The organism is Pseudomonas sp. FW305-3-2-15-E-TSA4, assembly GCF_058787295.1.
Genome location: NZ_JBYSZP010000014.1, coordinates 164,143 through 183,453, shown reverse-complemented (window position 1 = coordinate 183,453; position 19,311 = coordinate 164,143). Strand labels below are relative to the sequence as shown.

16 protein-coding genes are annotated in these 19,311 nt (G+C 62.9%); 4 read left to right on the top strand and 12 right to left on the bottom strand.

Annotation, left to right across the window (positions count from 1 at the left end):
• Positions 1 to 88: 88 nt before the first annotated feature.
• Positions 89 to 601 (bottom strand): dihydrofolate reductase, encoded by a 513-nt coding sequence (locus tag AC3WMV_RS20090; protein ID WP_097088936.1) that lies wholly within the window; start codon positions 599 to 601, stop codon positions 89 to 91.
• Positions 602 to 686: 85 nt separating this feature from the next.
• Between AC3WMV_RS20090 and AC3WMV_RS20085 the strand changes: the two genes are divergently transcribed.
• Together AC3WMV_RS20085 and AC3WMV_RS20080 are read left to right on the top strand one after the other, a co-directional pair.
• Positions 687 to 2,060, top strand: coding sequence for a DUF2868 domain-containing protein (locus AC3WMV_RS20085; protein ID WP_103368029.1), 1,374 nt, complete (start codon positions 687 to 689; stop codon positions 2,058 to 2,060).
• Complete coding sequence (locus tag AC3WMV_RS20080; protein ID WP_103368030.1) at positions 2,053 to 3,429, top strand: GTPase/DUF3482 domain-containing protein; 1,377 nt, start codon at positions 2,053 to 2,055, stop codon at positions 3,427 to 3,429. The genes AC3WMV_RS20085 and AC3WMV_RS20080 overlap by 8 nt, the downstream gene beginning before the upstream one ends.
• A gap of 113 nt (positions 3,430 to 3,542) precedes the next feature.
• Here the strand turns inward: AC3WMV_RS20080 and AC3WMV_RS20075 are convergent, their stop codons facing one another.
• The 7 genes from AC3WMV_RS20075 to AC3WMV_RS20045 form a co-directional block, all read right to left on the bottom strand.
• Positions 3,543 to 4,100: a phosphonate degradation HD-domain oxygenase gene (locus AC3WMV_RS20075; RefSeq protein WP_103368031.1), complete on the bottom strand. Its 558-nt coding sequence runs from the start codon at positions 4,098 to 4,100 to the stop codon at positions 3,543 to 3,545.
• Positions 4,100 to 5,233 (bottom strand): TIGR03364 family FAD-dependent oxidoreductase, encoded by a 1,134-nt coding sequence (locus AC3WMV_RS20070; RefSeq protein WP_103368032.1) that lies wholly within the window; start codon positions 5,231 to 5,233, stop codon positions 4,100 to 4,102. Before AC3WMV_RS20070 ends, AC3WMV_RS20075 begins: the two co-directional genes overlap by 1 nt.
• Before the next feature lie 137 nt (positions 5,234 to 5,370).
• A complete protein-coding gene (locus AC3WMV_RS20065; RefSeq protein WP_003229178.1) occupies positions 5,371 to 6,396 on the bottom strand; it encodes a putative 2-aminoethylphosphonate ABC transporter substrate-binding protein in 1,026 nt (341 codons plus the stop codon).
• 47 nt (positions 6,397 to 6,443) lie between these two features.
• The gene (locus AC3WMV_RS20060; RefSeq protein WP_103368033.1) at positions 6,444 to 8,168 is read right to left on the bottom strand and encodes a putative 2-aminoethylphosphonate ABC transporter permease subunit; all 1,725 of its coding nucleotides are present in this window, start codon (positions 8,166 to 8,168) and stop codon (positions 6,444 to 6,446) included.
• Complete coding sequence (locus tag AC3WMV_RS20055; RefSeq protein ID WP_103368034.1) at positions 8,168 to 9,244, bottom strand: putative 2-aminoethylphosphonate ABC transporter ATP-binding protein; 1,077 nt, start codon at positions 9,242 to 9,244, stop codon at positions 8,168 to 8,170. Before AC3WMV_RS20055 ends, AC3WMV_RS20060 begins: the two co-directional genes overlap by 1 nt.
• A 222-nt stretch (positions 9,245 to 9,466) precedes the next feature.
• Positions 9,467 to 10,330 carry a LysR family transcriptional regulator gene (locus AC3WMV_RS20050; RefSeq protein WP_041072184.1) on the bottom strand — a complete coding sequence of 288 codons (864 nt, stop codon included), beginning with the start codon at positions 10,328 to 10,330 and terminating at the stop codon, positions 9,467 to 9,469.
• 16 nt (positions 10,331 to 10,346) lie between these two features.
• Complete coding sequence (locus AC3WMV_RS20045) at positions 10,347 to 12,662, bottom strand: heavy metal translocating P-type ATPase (RefSeq protein ID WP_103368035.1); 2,316 nt, start codon at positions 12,660 to 12,662, stop codon at positions 10,347 to 10,349.
• Between the two features lie 84 nt (positions 12,663 to 12,746).
• On the opposite strand from AC3WMV_RS20045, the gene cadR reads away from it, so the two are divergent.
• Positions 12,747 to 13,196, top strand: a complete 450-nt coding sequence (cadR, locus tag AC3WMV_RS20040) for a Cd(II)/Pb(II)-responsive transcriptional regulator (RefSeq protein WP_007964189.1) — start codon at positions 12,747 to 12,749, stop codon at positions 13,194 to 13,196.
• A gap of 126 nt (positions 13,197 to 13,322) precedes the next feature.
• On the opposite strand, the gene AC3WMV_RS20035 is transcribed toward cadR, so the two are convergent.
• From AC3WMV_RS20035 to AC3WMV_RS20025, 3 genes are all read right to left on the bottom strand, one after another.
• Positions 13,323 to 14,294, bottom strand: coding sequence for a thymidylate synthase (locus AC3WMV_RS20035; protein WP_027610539.1), 972 nt, complete (start codon positions 14,292 to 14,294; stop codon positions 13,323 to 13,325).
• A 50-nt stretch (positions 14,295 to 14,344) separates the two neighbouring features.
• A complete protein-coding gene (gene lgt, locus AC3WMV_RS20030; protein ID WP_007965581.1) occupies positions 14,345 to 15,160 on the bottom strand; it encodes a prolipoprotein diacylglyceryl transferase in 816 nt (271 codons plus the stop codon).
• Positions 15,161 to 15,253: 93 nt separating this feature from the next.
• The gene (locus AC3WMV_RS20025) at positions 15,254 to 16,036 is read right to left on the bottom strand and encodes a sulfite exporter TauE/SafE family protein (protein ID WP_027610537.1); all 783 of its coding nucleotides are present in this window, start codon (positions 16,034 to 16,036) and stop codon (positions 15,254 to 15,256) included.
• A gap of 130 nt (positions 16,037 to 16,166) precedes the next feature.
• On the opposite strand from AC3WMV_RS20025, the gene AC3WMV_RS20020 reads away from it, so the two are divergent.
• Complete coding sequence (locus AC3WMV_RS20020) at positions 16,167 to 16,913, top strand: NRDE family protein (protein WP_103369662.1); 747 nt, start codon at positions 16,167 to 16,169, stop codon at positions 16,911 to 16,913.
• 108 nt (positions 16,914 to 17,021) lie between these two features.
• Here AC3WMV_RS20020 and ptsP read toward each other — a convergent pair whose 3' ends face one another.
• Positions 17,022 to 19,301, bottom strand: a complete 2,280-nt coding sequence (ptsP, locus tag AC3WMV_RS20015; protein WP_047596633.1) for a phosphoenolpyruvate--protein phosphotransferase — start codon at positions 19,299 to 19,301, stop codon at positions 17,022 to 17,024.
• Between the last annotated feature and the right edge of the window lie 10 nt (positions 19,302 to 19,311).

The window sequence follows — 19,311 nt, the reverse complement described above, 5'->3', positions numbered from 1 at the left end:
CCTGCCCTCTTCGCGAGCAAGCCCGCTCCCACATTGGATCTGTGATCGACACAAATCCAATGTGGGAGCGGGCTTGCTCGCGAAGCTCTTAAGCTTTTTCCCAGACTTCGAAGTTGTACGCGGGCTTATCGCCCTCAGCCGGATTCGACACGTTCGACACCAGCTTCCACTGGTTCAGATCGAACTCCGGAAACCACGCATCGCCTTCCGGGCTCAGCGCCACTCGGGTCAGATACAGACGATCGGCCTGCGCCAGCCCTTGCGCATACAACTGCGCGCCGCCAATCAGCATCAACTCATCGACACCCTGCGCTTTCGCCCATTCCTCGGCGCGAACCACCGCGGCTTCCAGCGACGGATACACCTCCGCCCCTTCCAGCAGCAGATCCGGCTGACGGCTGACCACGATGTTCAAGCGGCCCGGCAGCGGACGGCCGAGGGAGTCCCAGGTCTTACGGCCCATGATGATCGGCTTGCCGAGGGTCGTGGCCTTGAAGTATTTGAAGTCCCCCGGCAGGTGCCAGGGCATGCTGTTGTCGACGCCGATCACGCGGTTTTCACCGAGGGCTGCGATCAGGCTGAGGGGGAGTGATTTAGTCATGCCGGCGAGGATACCAGAGCCTCGCTTGACCCGATAAGCGCCACAGCGGTTATGCTCACTGCTCAATCGAGCAACGGAATGGCGCGTGACTGAACTGACTCCACTGCAAAACCTCTGGCTGACTGAAACCATCCGCCTGCGCGAAGAACACGCAGGCCCCCTGGAAGATCTGGAAGCCAATCGTCTGGCCCGCGCGGCCGGCGGCGATCTGCCGGGCCGTATTCAGCGCCGGGCGGCGTGGCTGGCCGAGCGCGACGGGCTGAGCACGGCACTCAAGCACTGGCTGCAGGGCGCGCGTCTGGCGCTGGTGCTGCTGGTGATTTTCGCGCTGCTGAGCGGTGCCGGTCTGGCCTTCGCCGCACTGAGCCAGACGCCGGTGAATGTGTTCTGGGCCTTGGGCAGCCTGCTCGGGTTGAACCTGATTCTGCTACTGAGCTGGGCGCTGGGGCTGATCTTTGCCGGAGAACACGGCGCCACCCTCGGGCGCTTGTGGCTGTGGCTCAGCGAAAAACTCGCTCGCGATGCCAAAGCCGCGCAACTCGCGCCGGCCCTGCTGCTGATGCTGCAACGCAAAAAACTCAATCGCTGGGCGCTCGGCACATTGGTCAACGGTCTGTGGTTGCTGGCGATGCTCAGCGCCCTGCTGTTGCTGCTGACACTGATGGCGACCCGGCGCTACGGCTTCGTCTGGGAAACCACGATTCTCGGCGCCGACACCTTCATCAACCTGACCCAAGCCCTCGGCGCGCTGCCGGCGCTGCTCGGCTTCAACGTGCCGACCGTAGAAATGATCCGCGCCAGCGGCGGCGCAGCGCTGGATATCGAAAGCGCGCGACAGGCCTGGGCAACCTGGCTGGTCGGCGTGCTGGTGGTCTACGGCGTACTGCCGCGTCTGCTGCTGGCGCTGTTGTGTTTCTGGCGCTGGAGTCACGGCAAAGCCGCGCTGACCCTGGACCTGAACCTGCCCGGTTACGCCCAGTTGCGTGAACGGCTGATGCCGACCAGCGAACGCCTCGGCATCAACGACGCCGCGCCTGCGCAGTTGCATCGGGTCGAAAGCAGCGTCAGCGAACAGACCAGCGAGGGTGCTTTGCTGGTCGCCATCGAACTCGACGATCAGCGCCCGTGGCCACCGGCCCTGCCGAAAACCGTGAGCAACGCCGGAATCCTCGACAGCCGCGAATCACGGCACAAACTGCTCGAACAGCTCAGCCGTTTCCCTCCGGCGCGCCTGCTGATCGCCTGCGACCCGCGACGCTCGCCGGATCGCGGCAGCCTCGCGCTGATCGCCGAACTGGCGCGCAACGCCAACGCCACCCGGGTCTGGCTGCTGCAAGCACCGCCCGGCGAAGCGCTGGACAGTGCCCGTCTCGGCGACTGGCACGTTGCGCTGCAACAACTGGAGTTGCCGTTCGCCGATTGCGCGCCGATGAACTGGCTGGAGAGCGGTCATGACTGATGCCCGGAAAGCGCCGCTGAAACTCGCGGTGGTCGGCCACACCAACGTCGGCAAGACTTCGCTGCTGCGCACCCTGACCCGCGACGTCGGCTTCGGCGAAGTCTCGCACCGGCCGAGCACCACTCGACATGTCGAGGGTGCGCGGTTGTCGGTGGACGGCGAGCCGTTGCTCGATCTCTACGACACGCCGGGGCTGGAAGACGCCATCGCCCTGCTGGATTTCCTTGAGCGTCTGGAGCGCCCCGGCGAACGTCTCGACGGCCCGGCGCGACTGGCGCGTTTTCTCGACGGCAGCGAAGCACGTCAGCGTTTCGAACAGGAGGCGAAAGTCCTGCGACAGCTACTCGCGTCCGACGCCGGTCTGTATGTGATCGACGCCCGCGAACCGGTGCTGGCCAAGTATCGTGACGAACTCGAAGTGCTGGCCAGTTGCGGTAAACCGCTGCTGCCGGTGCTGAATTTCGTCAGCAGCGCCAACCATCGCGAGCCGGACTGGCGCGAAGCGTTGAAGCGTCTCGGCCTGCATGCGCTGGTGCGCTTCGACAGCGTGGCGCCGCCGGAAGATGGCGAGCGGCGACTGTACGAAAGCCTTGCGCTGCTGCTGGAAAACGCCCGTCCGCAACTGGAGCGCTTGATCGCCGATCAACAGGCCCAGCGCCTCGCCCGCCAACAAAGTGCGGCGCGTTTGATCGCCGAATTGCTGATCGACTGCGCCGCCTGCCGACGCAGCGTGGTCAGCGAGGCCGAGCAGGAACAGCAAGCGATCAGCGAACTGCGCAAAGCCGTGCGCCAGCGTGAACAGAAATGCGTCGAAGCGTTGCTCAAGCTCTATGCGTTTCGCCCGCAGGATGCGGCGGCCAGTGATCTGCCGTTGCTCGATGGGCGTTGGGGCGATGATCTGTTCAACCCGGAAACCCTGAAGCAACTCGGCGTGCGTGTCGGCGGAGGGATTGCGGCAGGCGCTGCGGCAGGGGCTGGCGTGGATTTGCTGGTGGGCGGGATTACCCTCGGTGCGGCGGCTTTGGCCGGTGCGATTGCCGGTGGTGCGCTGCAAACCGCGCGCAGTTATGGCAGCCGCCTGCTCGGCAAGATCAGGGGCCAGCGGGAGTTGACCGTGGATGACGGGGTGTTGCGGCTGCTGGCGTTGCGTCAGCGCCAACTGTTGCTGGCGCTGGATCAGCGCGGGCATGCGGCGATGGACGCGGTTCAGGTCGCCACCCCGCAGGACAAGACCTGGCGTGAAGGCAAGTTGCCGGATGCGCTGAGCAAGGCGCGGGCGCATCCGCAGTGGTCTTCACTCAATCCGCATGCGAAGTTGAATCAGGCGGAGCGGCAGGAGCAGATTGAGTTTCTGGCTGCAGATTTGTAGCGCCTGATCTGGCCTCTTCGCGAGCAGGCTCGCTCCCACATTGGATCGTGGTCAGAACACAAAACCCTGTGGGAGCGAGCCTGCTCGCGAATGGCGCAATTCGGTGACATGGATTACGCAGCCAGCAGCCGCGCCGCTTTCTCCTTCAGCAAACCAAGGTCCATCACCGGCACCGCCCTCTCCTTGGCCAGCTCGTCCCACTGGCGCATGCGCAAGCTGACGGCACACAACGGATCCCGCTCAAACACATCCGCCTCAGCCTCGCTCATCACCCCGCCCTGATACTCCAGGGTCCGGCGACTCGCGTCACTCAACCGCTCGAAATACCCAGGCTCGCGCAAGGTCAGATAACGTTTGGCCTGCACGTGATATTCCACCAGCCGCGCCAGGCGCTCACTGAAACCGGCCTCACGCAAATAATTCGCCCCCAGCCGCTCATGGCTGACCACGCCATAACCGCCCATGTTCTCGGCACCTTCGGCGCACAGGTGGCCGATGTCATGAAAGAACGCCGCCAGCACCACTTCATCATCAAAGCCTTCAGCCATCGCCAACTGCGCTGCCTGAGACATGTGCTCGATCTGCGACACCGGCTCGCCGATGTAATCGCGGGTGCCAAAGCGTTCATACAGCGCAAACACCCGGTCAACGACTTGCGCATGCCCCGCCATCACATTTCCTCCAGCCACTGCGCGACATTGCGCTCGGCCAGTGCCGGGCCGACGCTCATGCCGACGCCGGTGTGCATCAGCGCCACACTCAGCCCCGGTGCCGGGCGCAGCAACGAAAACGGTCCCGGCCCACGGGCACCGTAGACGCCCTGCCAGCGCTCGACCACTTGCACCTTGCAGCCCAGCGTTTGTTCGGCCAGCTCCAACATCCAGTTGTCGACCTGCTCGGTATTGAACGGCGACGGATCGCTGCCGTAATGGTGCGAGTCGCCGATGATCAGCTCGCCATACGGCGTCGGACTGATCAGCAGGTGAATGCCGTTGTCGTGCAAGTGCGGTTGTTCGCGCAGGATCTGCGCCTGCACCGCCGCCGCTTCTGGCAAATCAGCGAAGGCGCCGTAGTGCACGCAGCTCAAACCGGTGAGCAAGGCGTGTTGCAGATTCAGCTCGATCTGCGGTTTGGCGCGAAGCATTTGCAGGCGGCAGATCTGCGGATCGAGCGCGGCAATCGGTTCGGCCAGCAGGGTCTGATAATCGTGGCCGGAGCAGACGATGATTTGCTTTGCCGTGAAGCTGCCGGCAGTACTGTGCAGGTGCCCTGGTTCGACGTCGCGCACCAGCGTACTGAAGTGAAACTCGACGCCGAGGTCGCGGCGCAGATAGTCGATCAACGCCGGAATCGCTTCACGCGAGTACAGCTGTTGATCGTCCAAGCCGTGCAACGCCGCGCGGTGATGACTGAACTGACCCTGGTACAGATCACGCAGGGCAGCGCCACGCAGCAAGGCGACGTTGTACCCGTGCTCCACGGCGCGGCCGTTGCAGAAAGCTTCGAGCAAGTGTTCTTCGCCTTCACTGCGGGCGAACAGGTACGAGCCGTTTCGCTTGATCTGCAGACCGGCGAGTTGCGCCCAGTCACCCCAGATCTCGCGGCTGGTCTTGGCCAGTTCAAGCATCGGCCCCGGTGGCTGACCGGTGACCAGCGCCTGACCGAAGTTACGCACCGAAGCGCCGAGGGGCGTGGCGGTGCGTTCGAAAACGCTGACCTTGAGGCCGCGTTTGGCGGCGGCGTAAGCGTGGGACAGGCCGAGGATGCCGGCGCCGACGATCAGCAGGTCTTTGTGTTGAGTCATGGAGATTTTCCCTGAATGGGAGACCGCCTTCGCGAGCAAGCCCGCTCCCACAGTTTGATCGCATTCCTTCCGGTGGAACTCGGTCGAATGTGGGAGCGGGCTTGCTCGCGAAGAGGCCCTGTCAGTCGATAAAGATCTTACTTGGCGACAACTTTCTCGGACTTGCCGTCATACCGCTTGCGCCATTCGGTCAGGATCTCGTCGCGATTCTTCGAGGCCCAGGCAAAGTCGTTCTTGATCAGGCGCTGCTCGTAGTCGGCCGGCAGTTCGGTCTGCGGCTTGGCGATGCCCGGCTGCGCAAGAACCGCAAAGTTCTCCTTGTACAGATCCATCGCCTCGGCGCTGGCGGAGAAGTCTGCGAGTTTTTTCGCCGCGTCTTCATGCGGCGTGCCTTTGATTACCGCAGTGGCTTCGATCTCCCAGCCCAGGCCTTCCTTCGGCAGGATGATGTCCAGCGGCGCGCCCTGGCGTTTCAGCTGTACGGCCGGGTATTCGAAGGAAATGCCGATCGGGAATTCGCCCGCAGCAGCCAGTTTGCAAGGCTTGGAACCGGAGTGAACATACTGGCCGATGTTCTGGTGAAGACCGTCCATGTAGGCCCAGCCCTGTTTCTCACCGAAGGTTTGCAGCCATGCGCTGACGTCGAGGAAACCGGTGCCGGACGACGCCGGATTCGGCATGACGATCTTGCCCTTGTACTCAGGCTTGGTCAGATCCTGCCAGCTCACCGGTTTGCTCAAGCCCTGCTTCTCGGCTTCCACGGTGTTGAAGCAAATAGTCGCGGCCCACACGTCCATGCCGACCCAGGCTGGCGGGTTGGCAGCATCGCGGTAGTTCGCGCCGATCTTGCCCAGATCCTTCGGTGCGTAGCTTTGCAGCATGCCCTGCTGATCGAGGATCGCCAGGCTCGAAGCGGCCAGGCCCCACACCGCGTCAGCCTGCGGACGGGCCTTTTCGGCCAGCAGTTTGGCAGTGATGATCCCGGTGGAATCACGCACCCACTTGATTTCGACGTCCGGGTTGGCCTTTTCGAACGCGGCTTTGTAAGCGGTCAGTTGCTCGGCTTCGAGGGCGGTGTACACCGTCAACTCGGTTTTTGCCGCGAAGGCATTCAGGCTGAAAGTAGCGAGCACAGCAGCGGCCAGAGCCATAGGCTTGAACATGATCGTTTTCCTGTCGGTGAGTTGAGGCTGTAGGGATAAGTCGTCAATCAGTGACCGGGCGCGGTTTGCCGCCAGGCCTGGGAACGGCGCAGCAAGCCGCGCGAAGTCCAAGCCAGCAGCAAGGACACGCCCGCCGAGGTGAACAGAATCAGGGTCGACATCGCTGCCGCGCCGCCGACGTTGCCGGCGTCGTCCATGTTCAGCACCGCCACCGCCGCGAGGATGGTGTCGGGGCTGTAGAGGAAGATCGCCGCCGACACCGTGGTCATCGCCGAGACGAACAGGTAGCGCACGATGTCCAGCAGCGCCGGCAGGCAGATCGGCACGGTGACGCGCAGGTAGTGGCGGTACAGCGGGGCCTTGAGCGACAGCGCGGCGGCCTCGAACTCGGCGTCGAGCTGGCGCAGCGCGGTGGTCGCGGTCATTTGGGCGGTGGTCAAATAGTGAGCAATGGTGCAGACGATCAGCAGGGTCATCGTGCCGTACAGCACGTGCAGCGGGTTGCCTGTGAGGTTGAAGAAGAAGACGTAACCCAGACCGAGCACCAGCCCCGGCACTGCCATCGGCACGAAACTGAGCATGCGCAACGTCAGGTTGAGGCCGCGTTGGCTGCGGGTTTTCTCCATCAGGTAAGCGCCCGTGAAGATCAGCACGCTGCCAATCAGCGCCGTGCCCAGCGCCATCTTCAAGCTGTTGCTGTACGCCAGCCAGCCACCGCCGGCGGTCTCGTTGAACTGGTAGTGATTGAGCGACAGCGACAGGTTGTACGGCCAGAACTTCACCAGCGAGGAAAACAACGCCATGCCGAATACCAGCAGCAGCGCCGCACTGATCAACAAAACAATCGCCATGTAGCAGCCATCACGTAATTTCGACGGCGCCGGTTTGAACACTTGCGCACGGCCACTCATGGAATCACCGTGACGCCGACGCAGCCAGGCATCGACGCCGAAGCTGAACAGCGCCGGCAGCAACAGCACCATGCCGATCAACGCGCCGCGACCGAATTGCTGCTGGCCGACCACGGCTTTGTAAGCCTCCAGCGCCAGCACTTGATAGTCGCCACCGACCACCACTGGCACGCCGAAATCGGTGATGGTCAGGGTGAACACCAGACAGAACGCGGCGAATACCGCTTGGCGCGTCGCCGGCCAGGTGATGCTGCGAAAGGCTTTCGCCGGACTGGCACCCATGCTCGACGCCGCATCGAACAGCCGCGCATCGGCCAGCGACAGCGCCGACAACAAAATCATCAACGCATGGGGAAAGGTGTAAATCACCTCGCCCAACACAATCCCCCAGAAGCCGTAGATGTTGTCCGAGAGCAGCCCGCGCAACATGCCCTGATTGCCGAACAGATAGACCAGTGCGATCCCCGGCAGCATCGACGGCGCCATCAATGGCAGCAGAGAAATTCCGCGCCAGAGGCCCTTGGCCGGAATCATCGTGCGTTGCAGGGCGTAGGCAAACAGGTAGGCCAGCGGTACGACGATGGCCGCGACGCTGAGGGAAACTTTCAGACTGTTGCCGAGCAGCCAGTGGAAATTCTCGCTGCTGACCAACTCCTTAGCGGCGAGCCAGCCACCGCCCTGCCCGGCCTCACTGCTGAAGCCACGCCAGAAGATCGCCAGCAACGGCAGCAGCACGGCGATACCGAGCAGCAACAGCAGCAGGAGTTTGCCGCCGAGGACGAAGATCCGGTCACCGACCTCGGCCCCGGACACTCGCCGCGCTTGCTTGTGCGGTAGCGGCAGTGCGATGTTCGCGCTCATCAGGCAAACACCTGCAGGCTGCGCGGTGGCAAGGCGACCATGATCTGCTGGGCGCCAAGGCGTGGCATGGCTTCCGGCGCCAGTTCAGCAAGCAGCGCGTGGCCCGGCAATTGGTCGAGTTCGAAGCTCATGCGGCAGCGGTTGCCGAGGAAGGTGATCTCACGGACTTTCGCCGGAAACAGGTTTTCTTCGTGCACCAACGGATTGACGCTGATTGCTTCTGGACGGCAGAACAGTCGGCCCGAGGCGCCGCTGACGCTACCATCGGCCAGACGCACATCCATCCCGCCAACCCGGGCGTGACTGGCGCTGCTGCGCTGGAACGGCAGCCAGTTGCCCTGCCCGACAAACTCGGCGACAAACGGCGTGGCCGGGCGGTTGTAGATTTCCTGCGGGGTGGCGTACTGCTCGACCCGGCCGTTGTTCATCACGGCGATGCGGTCGGCCATCAGCATGGCTTCGTCCTGATTGTGGGTGACCATCAGGGTGGTGATGCCGAGGTTGCGCTGCAGTTGGCGCAGTTCGGTGCACAGATGCTCACGTACCCGGGCGTCCAGCGCCGACATCGGTTCATCGAGCAACAGCAGCGACGGCGCCGGGGCCAGGGCACGAGCCAGGGCAACCCGCTGTTGCTGACCGCCGGACAACTGGCCCGGGTACTTTTTCTCACTGCCGCTGAGGCCGACCAGTTCCAGCATCTGCCCGACTCGACGGCGTACTTCGTCGCGACCACTGCCGGCGAGGCCGTAGGCAATGTTCGCTTCGACGGTCAGATTGGGGAACAGCGCGTAGGACTGGAACAGAATGCCGTAATCCCGGGCCTGCGGCGCGAGGTGCGAAACATCGCGGTCGCCGAGGTACAACTCGCCGCTGTCCTGCTTCTCCAGCCCGGCGATGCAGCGCAGCAGCGTGGTCTTGCCGCAACCCGACGGGCCGAGCAGGCACACCAGCTCACCGGCGGCGACATCGAGGGAGACGTTATCCAGCGCGGTGAACGCGCCGAAGCGTTTCTGCACGCCGCGCACTTTCATCGGCGCACCGGGGTTGGTCAGGGCAGTTGCGATTGCAGGATTCATGGACAGACCTCATCAAGCTGATGGGGCCAATCCTAGAGTTGTAATGCGTCCGTCATGTGGCAGTAGGGCAAAAACGGCCGATAGTGGTATTCGGGGATTTTGGTTCAGGTCATTCGGTGTCTGGACTGGCGCCATCGCGAGCAGGCTCACTCCTACAGGGGAACGCATTCCAATGTGGGAGCGAACCTGCTCGCGAAGAGGCCAGCAAGATAGATGGAGATCTCAGGCCGGGGACATCTCTTGGGCCAGGCCAAGAAATGCCGCTGGCAACCGCGCGCCCTTCCTTTCTTTCAAGCAGTAAAGGTACTCGGGAATCTGCGGTGCATTCTCGATGGTCAGCACCCGCAACTGCGGATCGTGCGGGACTTCCTGGCGGGCAATGATGCTGATGCCGATATTGCGCAGCACCGCCTCGCGGATCGACTCGCGGCTGCCAATTTCCAGCAGCGGCCCGAAACTGACCCCGGCGCTTTCCAGCAACTCCTCGGTCAAACGGCGGGTGGTCGAACCCGACTCGCGCATCAGCAAGGTATGCCCGGCCAGCGCACTCAACGCCACATGCTCCTGCGCCGCCAGCGGATGGTTGCGATGCACCGCCAGCACCAGCGGATCGCTACCCAATACCCGGCGAATCAACCGCGCATCCTCTAGCAACTGCGACGACGCCGCGACATCGACCCGGTAATCCTCCAGCGCTTCGAGCACCTGCTGCGAGTTGCCGATCTCCACCGATACTTCCACCTGCGGCAGGCGCTCGCGGAAGGTCTTCACCAGATCGAGGATGTAATACGGCGCAGTGGCAGCGATGCGCAACGTGCCCTGCACCTGACCGCTGTTGCGCAGGAAGAACTCGATGTCGGCCTCCTGCTGCAACAGCGCCTTGACCATCGGCAGCAACCGCGCGCCTTCGTCGCTGACACTCAAGCGTCGGCCGCCACGGTAGAACAGCTCCACCGAGTACTGACTTTCCAGATTACGAATCTGCGTGGTCACGGTGGGTTGGCTGAGGCCGAGCTTTTTCGCCGCCAGCGTAATGCTGCCCAGGCGGGCGACCATATAAAACGCTTTCAGCTCGGCACTCAGCACAACCATCCCTCATCGTTTATTTACGCAGCAGGCGCAAACCGTTGAACACCACCAGCAGGCTCACGCCCATGTCGGCGAACACCGCCATCCACATGGTGGCGAGTCCGGCGAAGGTTACCCCAAGAAAGATAGCCTTGATCACCAGGGCCAAGGCGATGTTCTGTTTCAGGATGCTCGCGGTGTCACGCGACAGGCTGATGAACGCGGGAATCTTGCGCAGATCGTCGTCCATCAGGGCGACATCGGCGGTTTCAATCGCGGTGTCGGTACCCGCAGCGGCCATGGCAAAACCGATCTCGGCGCGGGCCAGTGCCGGGGCGTCGTTGATGCCGTCGCCAACCATGCCCACCCGATGACCCTGTGCATAAAGCGCTTCGATGGCTTGCAGCTTGTCGGTTGGCAGCAAGTCGCCCTTGGCCTGATCGATGCCGACCTGCGCGGCAATCGCCTGCGCGGTGTGCACGTTGTCACCGGTGAGCATCATGGTTTTCACGCCCAGCGCGTGCAACTGGCGGATCGCTTCGCGGCTGGACTCCTTGACCGTGTCGGCCACGGCGAACAGCGCCAGCGGACCAGAACTGTCGAGCAGCAACACCACGGATTTGCCCTGTTTCTCCAGCGCAAACAGCTTCTCTTCCAGTTGCGGCGAGCACAGGCCCAGCTCCTCGACCAGACGATGGTTGCCCAAGTGATAGGTCTGGCCGTTGACCTGTCCCTTCACGCCACGACCGGCCAGCGCTTCGAAGTTATCCACAGTCAGCACGGCGAGGTTTTTATCCACAGCCGCATTGGCGATGGCCAGCGACACCGGGTGATCGGAGCGCCCGGCCAGCGCGGCGGCAATCGCCGGGGCTGTGGCGTCGGCGGTCGGATCGAGCGACAGGTAATCGGTCTGCACCGGTTTGCCGTGGGTGATCGTGCCGGTCTTATCCAGCGCCAGATAGTCGAGCTTGAAGCCGCCCTCCAGGTACACGCCACCCTTGACCAGAATGCCTTTGCGCGCCGCTGCCGCGAGGCCGCTGACGATGGTCACTGGGGTGGAGATCACCAGCGCACAAGGACAGGCAACCACCAGCAACACCAGCGCACGGTAGATCCAGTCGAACCACAACGCGCCCATAAACAGCGGCGGAATGATCGCCACCGCCAGCGCCAGCACGAACACCACCGGGGTGTAGATTTTCGAGAACTGATCGACGAAGCGCTGCGTCGGCGCCCGCGCACCCTGAGCCTGCTCGACGGCGTGGATGATCCGCGCCAGGGTCGAGTTGTTCGCCGCCGCAGTCACCGAGTATTCCAGCGAACCGGCCTGGTTGATGGTGCCGGCGAAGACTTTGTCGCCCACGGTTTTCTCCACCGGCAGGCTTTCACCGGTGATCGGCGCCTGATCGATGGTCGAACTGCCGCTGACGACCTCGCCGTCCAGCGCAATGCGCTCGCCGGGTTTTACCCGCACGCGGGCGCCGAGTTCGACGCTTTTAACCTCTTGTTCGATCCAGTTGCCGTCGGCTTGCTGCACCGTGGCCTGTTCCGGGGTCATCTGCATCAGGCCGCTGATGGCATTGCGCGCACGATCCAGCGAGCGCGCCTCGATCAGCTCGGCCACGGTGAACAGGAACATCACCATCGCCGCTTCCGGCCACTGCCCGATCAGCACCGCACCGGTCACCGCGATGCTCATCAGCGCATTGATGTTGAGGTTACGGTTCTTCAGGGCGATCCAGCCCTTTTTATAGGTGGTCAGGCCGCCGCTGAGGATCGACACCAGCGCAATGATCGCCACCACCCAGGTTGGCGCGGCGTTGGTGAAGTGGATAACTTCCGCCGCCAGCGCGCCGACGCCGGACAGCGCCAACGGCCACCAGTGTTTTTTTACTGGCGCCGGGGCCGGGGCTTCGACGCCCGCCTCCAGCGGCTCGGCGTGCATGCCCAGCGAGGTGATCGCCTCGGTGATCGGCGCGGTGTCCGGCAGATTGTGGGTCACGCCGAGCACGCGGTTGATCAGGTTGAATTCCAGTTGCTGCACACCGGCCAGCTTGCAGAGTTTGTTCTGGATCAGCGTCTGCTCGGTCGGGCAGTCCATCGCTTCGATGCGGAAACTGCTCAGGCGGGCGTCAGCGCTGGTCTTTTCGCTCAGTTGCACCAACGCAGGCGCGGCGACTGTCGATGAGCCGCAAGAATCTTCGTGCGAATGAACCGGTGCCGGTGCTGCGGCTTTCGACCCGCAGCAGGAATCGCCGCCATGTTCGTGCTTATGCACAGGCTGCAATTTATGGCTGTGGCTATGATCGTGCCCGTCGCCGGGCTTGTGGGTGTGCTGGGAATCGCTCATTGGTCGCGTCCATGAAGGTGCCTGTTGCCAAGTAAAGACCCTGTAGCCACTATAGGGTCAAGCACCCTTTTGGAGATTGCCGTCATGAAGATCGGAGAACTGGCCAAACTCACCGACTGCGCCGTGGAAACCATCCGCTATTACGAGCGCGAAAACCTGCTGCCGGAGCCGGCGCGCAGCGACGGTAACTACCGCGTTTACACCCAGGCCCACGCCGAACGCCTGACCTTCATCCGCAACTGCCGCACCCTCGACATGACCCTCGAAGAAATCCGCAGCCTGCTGGCCATGCGCGACAGCCCGCAGGATCAGTGTGCAAGCGTCAATACGCTGATCGACGAGCACATCCAGCATGTGAAAGCGCGGATTGACGGGTTGCTGGCGTTGCAGACACAACTGCTCGACCTGCGCCAACGCTGTGGCGAAGGGCCGGGGGCGGATCAGTGCGGGATTTTGCAGCGGCTGGAGGTGAGTGGCGGGGTTGTGGCGACGGAGGTTGAACACTCCCATGTGGGCCGCAGCCACGGCCACTGAGCCTTACACAGAACCCAATGTGGGAGCGGGCTTGCTCGCGAAGGCGGAGTGTCAGTCGACATCATCGTTAACTGATACACCGCTTTCGCGAGCAAGCCCGCTCCCACAGGGTATTACGTGAAGCTTTTAGACCGCCATCGGCGCGGTCATTGGCGCATGGTGCTCATAGCCTTCCAGCGAGAAATCGCTCGGCTCGACCAACTCCAGCCACTCCGGCTGATACACACCCGTCTTGGCAAACTCCGGCACGCGATCCGAAATTTTCAGTTTCGGCATGGCAAACGGCTCGCGCTTGAGCTGTTCGTTGAGCATGTCCAGGTGGTTCTCGTAGACGTGCGCATCACCGATGAAATAGGTGAACCAGCGCGGCGTGTAACCGGTCAGGCGCCCGATCAGGCTTAGCAGGGCGGCGCCCTCGGTGAGGTTGAACGGTGTGCCCAGGCCCAGGTCGTTGGAGCGGATGTACAGGGTCAGGGAGATCTCTTTGGTCTCGACGTTCGGGTGGAACTGGTACAGCAGATGGCATGGCGGCAGGGCCATTTCATCGAGCTGGGCGACGTTCCAGCCGTGGAACAGAATACGGCGGCTGCCCGGATCGTTGATGATCGTGTCGACGCACTGGCGCACCTGGTCGATGGCTTTGTACAGCACCACATAGGCCTGGCCGTCTTCTTCGCCTTGAGCGATCTGCTTGTAGCCGTTGCTCAGGGTTTGTTCGATAGCGGCGGTGTTGCTCAGCGGGATCTGCTTGTACGCCGGCCATTTGCGCCATTGCACGCCGTAGATTTCACCGAGGTCGTCTTCGCCCTGACGGAAAGGGTTGGCCAGCCATTGCGCATTTTCGTTGGCGTTCTGGTCCCAGACCTTGCAGCCCAGCGCACGGAATTCAGCGGCGTTGTTCACGCCACGCAGAAAACCGCACATCTCGCCGATGGCCGACTTGAAGGCCATCTTGCGGGTGGTGATCGCCGGGAAACCTTCCTGCAGATCGAAACGCAGCATCGCACCCGGGAAGCTGATGGTGTTGATGCCGGTGCGGTTGGCCTGTTTGGTGCCGTTCTGGATGACGTGCGAGACCAGTTCGAGATATTGCTTCATGAGTTACCTGTGTCCTTTGAGCCCCGGCGTCGCGCGCCGGGGTTCGTAGTTTAAGCGGTCGGCGCGAGCGGCGCTGCCGGCGCACGACGATAGGCCAGCCAGATCAGGAACAGCCCGCCGACGATCATCGGTACGCACAGCACCTGACCCATGGTCAGCCAGTTCCAGGCCAGGTAGCCCAGTTGAGCGTCCGGAACGCGGACGAACTCGACAATAAAACGGAAAATGCCGTAAAAAAGCGCGAACATGCCCGATACCGCCATGGTCGGACGCGGCTTGCGCGAGAACAGCCACAGGATCAGGAACAGCGCCACGCCTTCGAGCGCGAACTGATACAGCTGCGACGGGTGACGCGGCAGCTGCGCCGGATCGCTGAACGGCGGGAAGATCATCGCCCACGGCACGTCGGTCGGCTTGCCCCACAGCTCGGCGTTGATGAAGTTGCCGATACGCCCGGCACCCAGACCGATCGGCACCATCGGCGCAACAAAGTCCATCAGTTGGAAGAAGGTCTTGCCGTTACGCTTGCCGAACCACAGCGCGGCGAGCATCACCCCGATGAATCCGCCATGGAACGACATGCCGCCCTTCCACACTTCGAAAATCAGCGTCGGGTTGGCGATGTAGGCGCTCAGATCATAGAACAGCACGTAACCCAGACGTCCACCGACAATCACCCCCATCGACAGCCAGAACACCAGATCGGAGAGCTTCTCCTTGGTCCAGGTCGGGTCGAAACGGTTGAGCCGGCTCGACGCCAGCAGCCATGCGCCGCCGATGCCGACGAGGTACATCAGGCCGTACCAGTGGATTTTCAGCGGACCGATGGCCAGGGCCACCGGGTCGATCTGCGGGTAAGGCAGCATTGCGACTCCTCGTTAGAGTTGAAACCAAAATTCCCGGGCGACGCTGCCACCTCAGGATTAAGCCAGGATTGCGGCCCGTTCTGACCCAGCAGGTCAGAGCAGGAAATTCAGGCCCACGCAGAACAGCAAAGCGGCGAACAGCCGTTTCAGCAAGCGCGGTGACAATCTGTGTGCCAGGCGCGCGCCGAGACGGGCGAACACCATGCTGGTCAGGGCAATGCCCAGCAGCGCCGGCAAATAGACAAAACCGAGACTATGCGGCGGCAACAGCGGATCATGCCAGCCCAGAATCATGAAACTTAACGCACTCGCCACAGCAATCGGCAAGCCACAGGCCGACGACGTTGCCACCGCCTGCTGCATCGGCACGCTGCGCCAGGTCAGGAACGGCACGGTCAGCGAGCCGCCGCCGATTCCGAAAATCGCCGAGGCCCAGCCGATTACACTGCCGGCCACGGTCAGACCGAGTTTGCCCGGCACCGTTCGACTGGCCTTGGGTTTGACCTCCAGCGCCAGTTGCACAGCAATGACCAAGGCGAACACGCCGATGATCTTCTGCAGGTTCGGCCCGGAAATCGCCTCCGCCGTCAGCGCACCAAAACCGGCGCCTAGCAGAATGCCGACGGTCATCCACATGAAGATCGGCCAGCGCACCGCACCACGTCGATGATGTTCACGCACGGCATTGACCGAGGTGAAGATGATCGTAGCCAGGGAAGTGCCAACAGCCAGGTGCGTGAGGATCGACTGATCGAATCCCTGCAAGGTAAAACTGAATACCAGCACCGGGACAATAATGATCCCGCCGCCCACCCCGAACAGCCCGGCCAGCACGCCCGCACAGGCGCCCAACGCCAGATAGAGCAGAAATTCCATGACCGTCTCCCAGACGCATCCCCAAAACCGGAGCGGCATGGTAACGGATGCATGCCCTTTGGCTCCACTGACGATGGATGCACGGACGCCGACTGCGTAGAGTGAGCAGAAAACACACAAGGACCACCTTATGTGCCTGATCGTTTTCGCCTGGCGCCCGGGCCATGCCCAGCCGCTGATCGTCGCGGCCAACCGTGACGAGTTCTACGCCCGCCCGAGCCTGCCGCTGGCGCCATGGGCCGACGCGCCGCACGTGCATGCCGGGCGCGATCTTGAGGCTGGCGGCACCTGGTTGGGGATCGGCGCCAACGGGCGCTTCGCCGCGCTGACCAATATCCGCGATCCGCACCAGCCGCCGGCGCGCAAGTCGCGGGGAGAGCTGGTGGCGCGTTTTCTCACGGGTGATGCTTCGATTGATGATTATTTGCGAGATGTGGCCGGTCGCGCGCCGGAGTACGCCGGGTTCAACCTGCTGCTGGGCAATGCCCACGAGCTGTGGCACTTCAATGCGCGGACGTCTGAACCGGTGATGCTCGAGCCCGGGGTTTACGGGCTATCGAATGCCGGGCTGGATACCCCATGGCCGAAGTTGCTCAAGGCCAAGGCGGCCCTGAGCGCGGTCTTGGATGATCCGCAGCCTGCGCGACTGCTGGGGTTACTGAGCGATGCGCAGACCGCGCCGTTTAATGAATTGCCGGACACCGGGGTCGGGCTGGCGACTGAATCGTTACTGTCGAGTGTGTTTATTGCCAGTCAAAGTTACGGGACACGGGCGAGTACGGCGTTGATCGTGCAGGCGGACGGCACGCGGCGAATGGTCGAGCGCAGTTTCGGGCCGTATGGCGGGCATTTGGGTGAGGTGGAGGTTCAGGTTTAGCGGTAGCGGGACTGACGCCTTCGCGAGCAAGCCCGCTCCCACATTGGTTCTGTGATCGACACAAATCCCTGTGGGAGCGGGCTTGCTCGCGAAGGGGCCATCAGCCTTTCAGAGGGCCTTGTTGACCGCCGGCGGATTCATCTTCGACAACCCGAGATTCTTCAGCGCCAGTTGCAGCGAGCTGTGGATCACTTGCGGGTTATCGATCTTCATCAGCTCCGCCAGCAGATCCTTGGCCTTGCTCAGGTTGATCTGACGCAGCATCCACTTCACTTTCGGCAAGTTGGTGGCGTTCATCGACAAGCTGTCGAAGCCCATCGCCATCAACAGCACCGCCGCTGCCGGATCACCGGCCATTTCGCCGCAGATGCTCACCGGTTTGCCTTCGGCATGCGCGTCGCGGACCACGGTTTGCAGGGCTTGCAGCACCGCCGGGTGCAGGTAGTCGTAGAGGTCGGCCACTCGCGGGTTGTTGCGATCCACCGCCAGCAGGTACTGGGTGAGGTCGTTGGAGCCGACCGACAGGAAGTCCACCTGCCGCGCCAGCTCCTTGGTCTGGTACACCGCAGCCGGAATTTCAATCATCACCCCGATTGGCGGCATCGGCACGTCGGTGCCTTCGTCACGCACTTCGCCCCAGGCCCGGTGGATCAAGTGCAGGGCTTCTTCGAGTTCGTGGGTGCCGGAGATCATCGGCAGCAGGATCCGCAGGTTGTTCAGGCCTTCGCTGGCCTTGAGCATCGCGCGGGTCTGCACCAGGAAGATTTCCGGGTGGTCGAGGGTCACGCGAATCCCGCGCCAGCCGAGGAACGGGTTGTCTTCCTTGATCGGGAAGTACGACAGCGACTTGTCACCGCCGATGTCCAGGCTGCGCATGGTTACCGGTTGCGGGTGGAACGCGGCGAGTTGCTCGCGGTAGATCGCCAGTTGTTCCTTTTCGCTCGGGAAACGCTGGTTGATCATGAACGGCACTTCGGTGCGGTACAGGCCGACACCCTCGGCGCCGCGCTTCTGCGCCCGCGCCACATCGGCCAGCAGACCGGTGTTGACCCACAACGGCATGCGATGGCCATCGAGGGTCACGCATGGCAGATCACGCAGGGTGTCGAGGCCCAGCGCCAGCTGTTTCTCTTCTTCGACCACCTCGGCGAACTGCTTGCGCAGCACATCGCTGGGGTTGGTGTAGACCTCGCCGCGGGTGCCATCGACGATCACTTCGATGCCGTCAACCTTGGCGTACGGCAGGTCAACCAGGCCCATCACCGTCGGAATGCCCATGGCCCGGGCCAGGATCGCGACGTGGGAGTTACCCGAACCGAGGACCGACACCAGACCGACCAGCGTGCCTTCCGGCACCTCGCCGAGCATCGCCGGCGTCAGTTCTTCGCTGACCAGAATGGTTTTTTCCGGGTAGACCAGATTCTGCTGACGCTCTTCCTGCAGGTAGGCCAGCAGGCGCCGACCGAGGTCTTTGACGTCCGACGCACGCTCGCGCAGGTAGGCGTCGTCCATCAGTTCGAAACGGTTGACGTGCTCAGTGACCACCTGACGCAGCGCGCCCTGGGCCCACTGGCCGGTCTTGATCACGGTGGTGATTTCGCTGCCCAGCGAGGCATCGTCAAGCATCATCAGGTAGACGTCGAACAGCGCACGCTCTTCCGGGCGCAGCTGGGTCGCAAGCTTGGCGGACAACGCGCGCATGTCGGCGCGCACGCCTTCGATGGCGGTCTTGAACAGCGCCAGCTCGGCGTCGATGTCGGTGATGGTTTTATCTGGCACCACGTCCAGATCCGCCGGCGGCAGCATGACCACCGCAGTACCGACCGCCGCACCCGGCGAACCCGGTACGCCGACGAACTTGGCTTCCTGAATGCCCTTGCCCTGACGGCCCAGGCCACGGATCGACCCGGTGGCCTCGGCGTGGGCGATTACGCCGGCGAGCTGCGCGCTCATGGTCACGAGGAAGGCTTCTTCACCTTCATCGAACTGGCGGCGTTCTTTCTGCTGGATGACCAACACGCCGACAACGCGGCGGTGGTGAATGATCGGCGCCCCGAGGAACGAGGCGTAGCGCTCCTCGCCGGTTTCGGCGAAGTAGCGGTAGCGCGGGTGATCCGCGGCGTTTTCGAGGTTCAGGGGTTCTTCACGCGTGCCGACCAGACCCACCAGACCTTCGTTGGGTGCCATGCTGACCTTGCCGATCGAGCGCTTGTTCAAGCCCTCGGTGGCCATCAGGACGAAGCGGTTGGTCTCGGGATCAAGCAGGTAGACCGAGCAGACCTGGCTGCCCATGGCCTCTTTGACGCGCAACACAATAATCCCCAACGCCGCCTTGAGATCCTTGGCGGAGTTAACTTCCTGGACGATCTTGCGCAGCGTATTGAGCATGGCTCGGGGT

Coding starts and splice junctions, on each gene's coding strand:
- AC3WMV_RS20060 (WP_103368033.1), bottom strand. CDS start 8,168: ATGAGCGCGAACATCGCACTGCCGCTACCGCACAAGCAAGCGCGGCGA.
- AC3WMV_RS20020 (WP_103369662.1), top strand. CDS start 16,167: ATGTGCCTGATCGTTTTCGCCTGGCGCCCGGGCCATGCCCAGCCGCTG.
- ptsP (WP_047596633.1), bottom strand. CDS start 19,301: ATGCTCAATACGCTGCGCAAGATCGTCCAGGAAGTTAACTCCGCCAAG.
- AC3WMV_RS20045 (WP_103368035.1), bottom strand. CDS start 12,662: ATGAGCGATTCCCAGCACACCCACAAGCCCGGCGACGGGCACGATCAT.
- lgt (WP_007965581.1), bottom strand. CDS start 15,160: ATGCTGCCTTACCCGCAGATCGACCCGGTGGCCCTGGCCATCGGTCCG.
- cadR (WP_007964189.1), top strand. CDS start 12,747: ATGAAGATCGGAGAACTGGCCAAACTCACCGACTGCGCCGTGGAAACC.
- AC3WMV_RS20075 (WP_103368031.1), bottom strand. CDS start 4,100: ATGGCGGGGCATGCGCAAGTCGTTGACCGGGTGTTTGCGCTGTATGAA.
- AC3WMV_RS20055 (WP_103368034.1), bottom strand. CDS start 9,244: ATGAATCCTGCAATCGCAACTGCCCTGACCAACCCCGGTGCGCCGATG.
- AC3WMV_RS20035 (WP_027610539.1), bottom strand. CDS start 14,294: ATGAAGCAATATCTCGAACTGGTCTCGCACGTCATCCAGAACGGCACC.
- AC3WMV_RS20065 (WP_003229178.1), bottom strand. CDS start 6,396: ATGTTCAAGCCTATGGCTCTGGCCGCTGCTGTGCTCGCTACTTTCAGC.
- AC3WMV_RS20080 (WP_103368030.1), top strand. CDS start 2,053: ATGACTGATGCCCGGAAAGCGCCGCTGAAACTCGCGGTGGTCGGCCAC.
- AC3WMV_RS20070 (WP_103368032.1), bottom strand. CDS start 5,233: ATGACTCAACACAAAGACCTGCTGATCGTCGGCGCCGGCATCCTCGGC.
- AC3WMV_RS20090 (WP_097088936.1), bottom strand. CDS start 601: ATGACTAAATCACTCCCCCTCAGCCTGATCGCAGCCCTCGGTGAAAAC.
- AC3WMV_RS20025 (WP_027610537.1), bottom strand. CDS start 16,036: ATGGAATTTCTGCTCTATCTGGCGTTGGGCGCCTGTGCGGGCGTGCTG.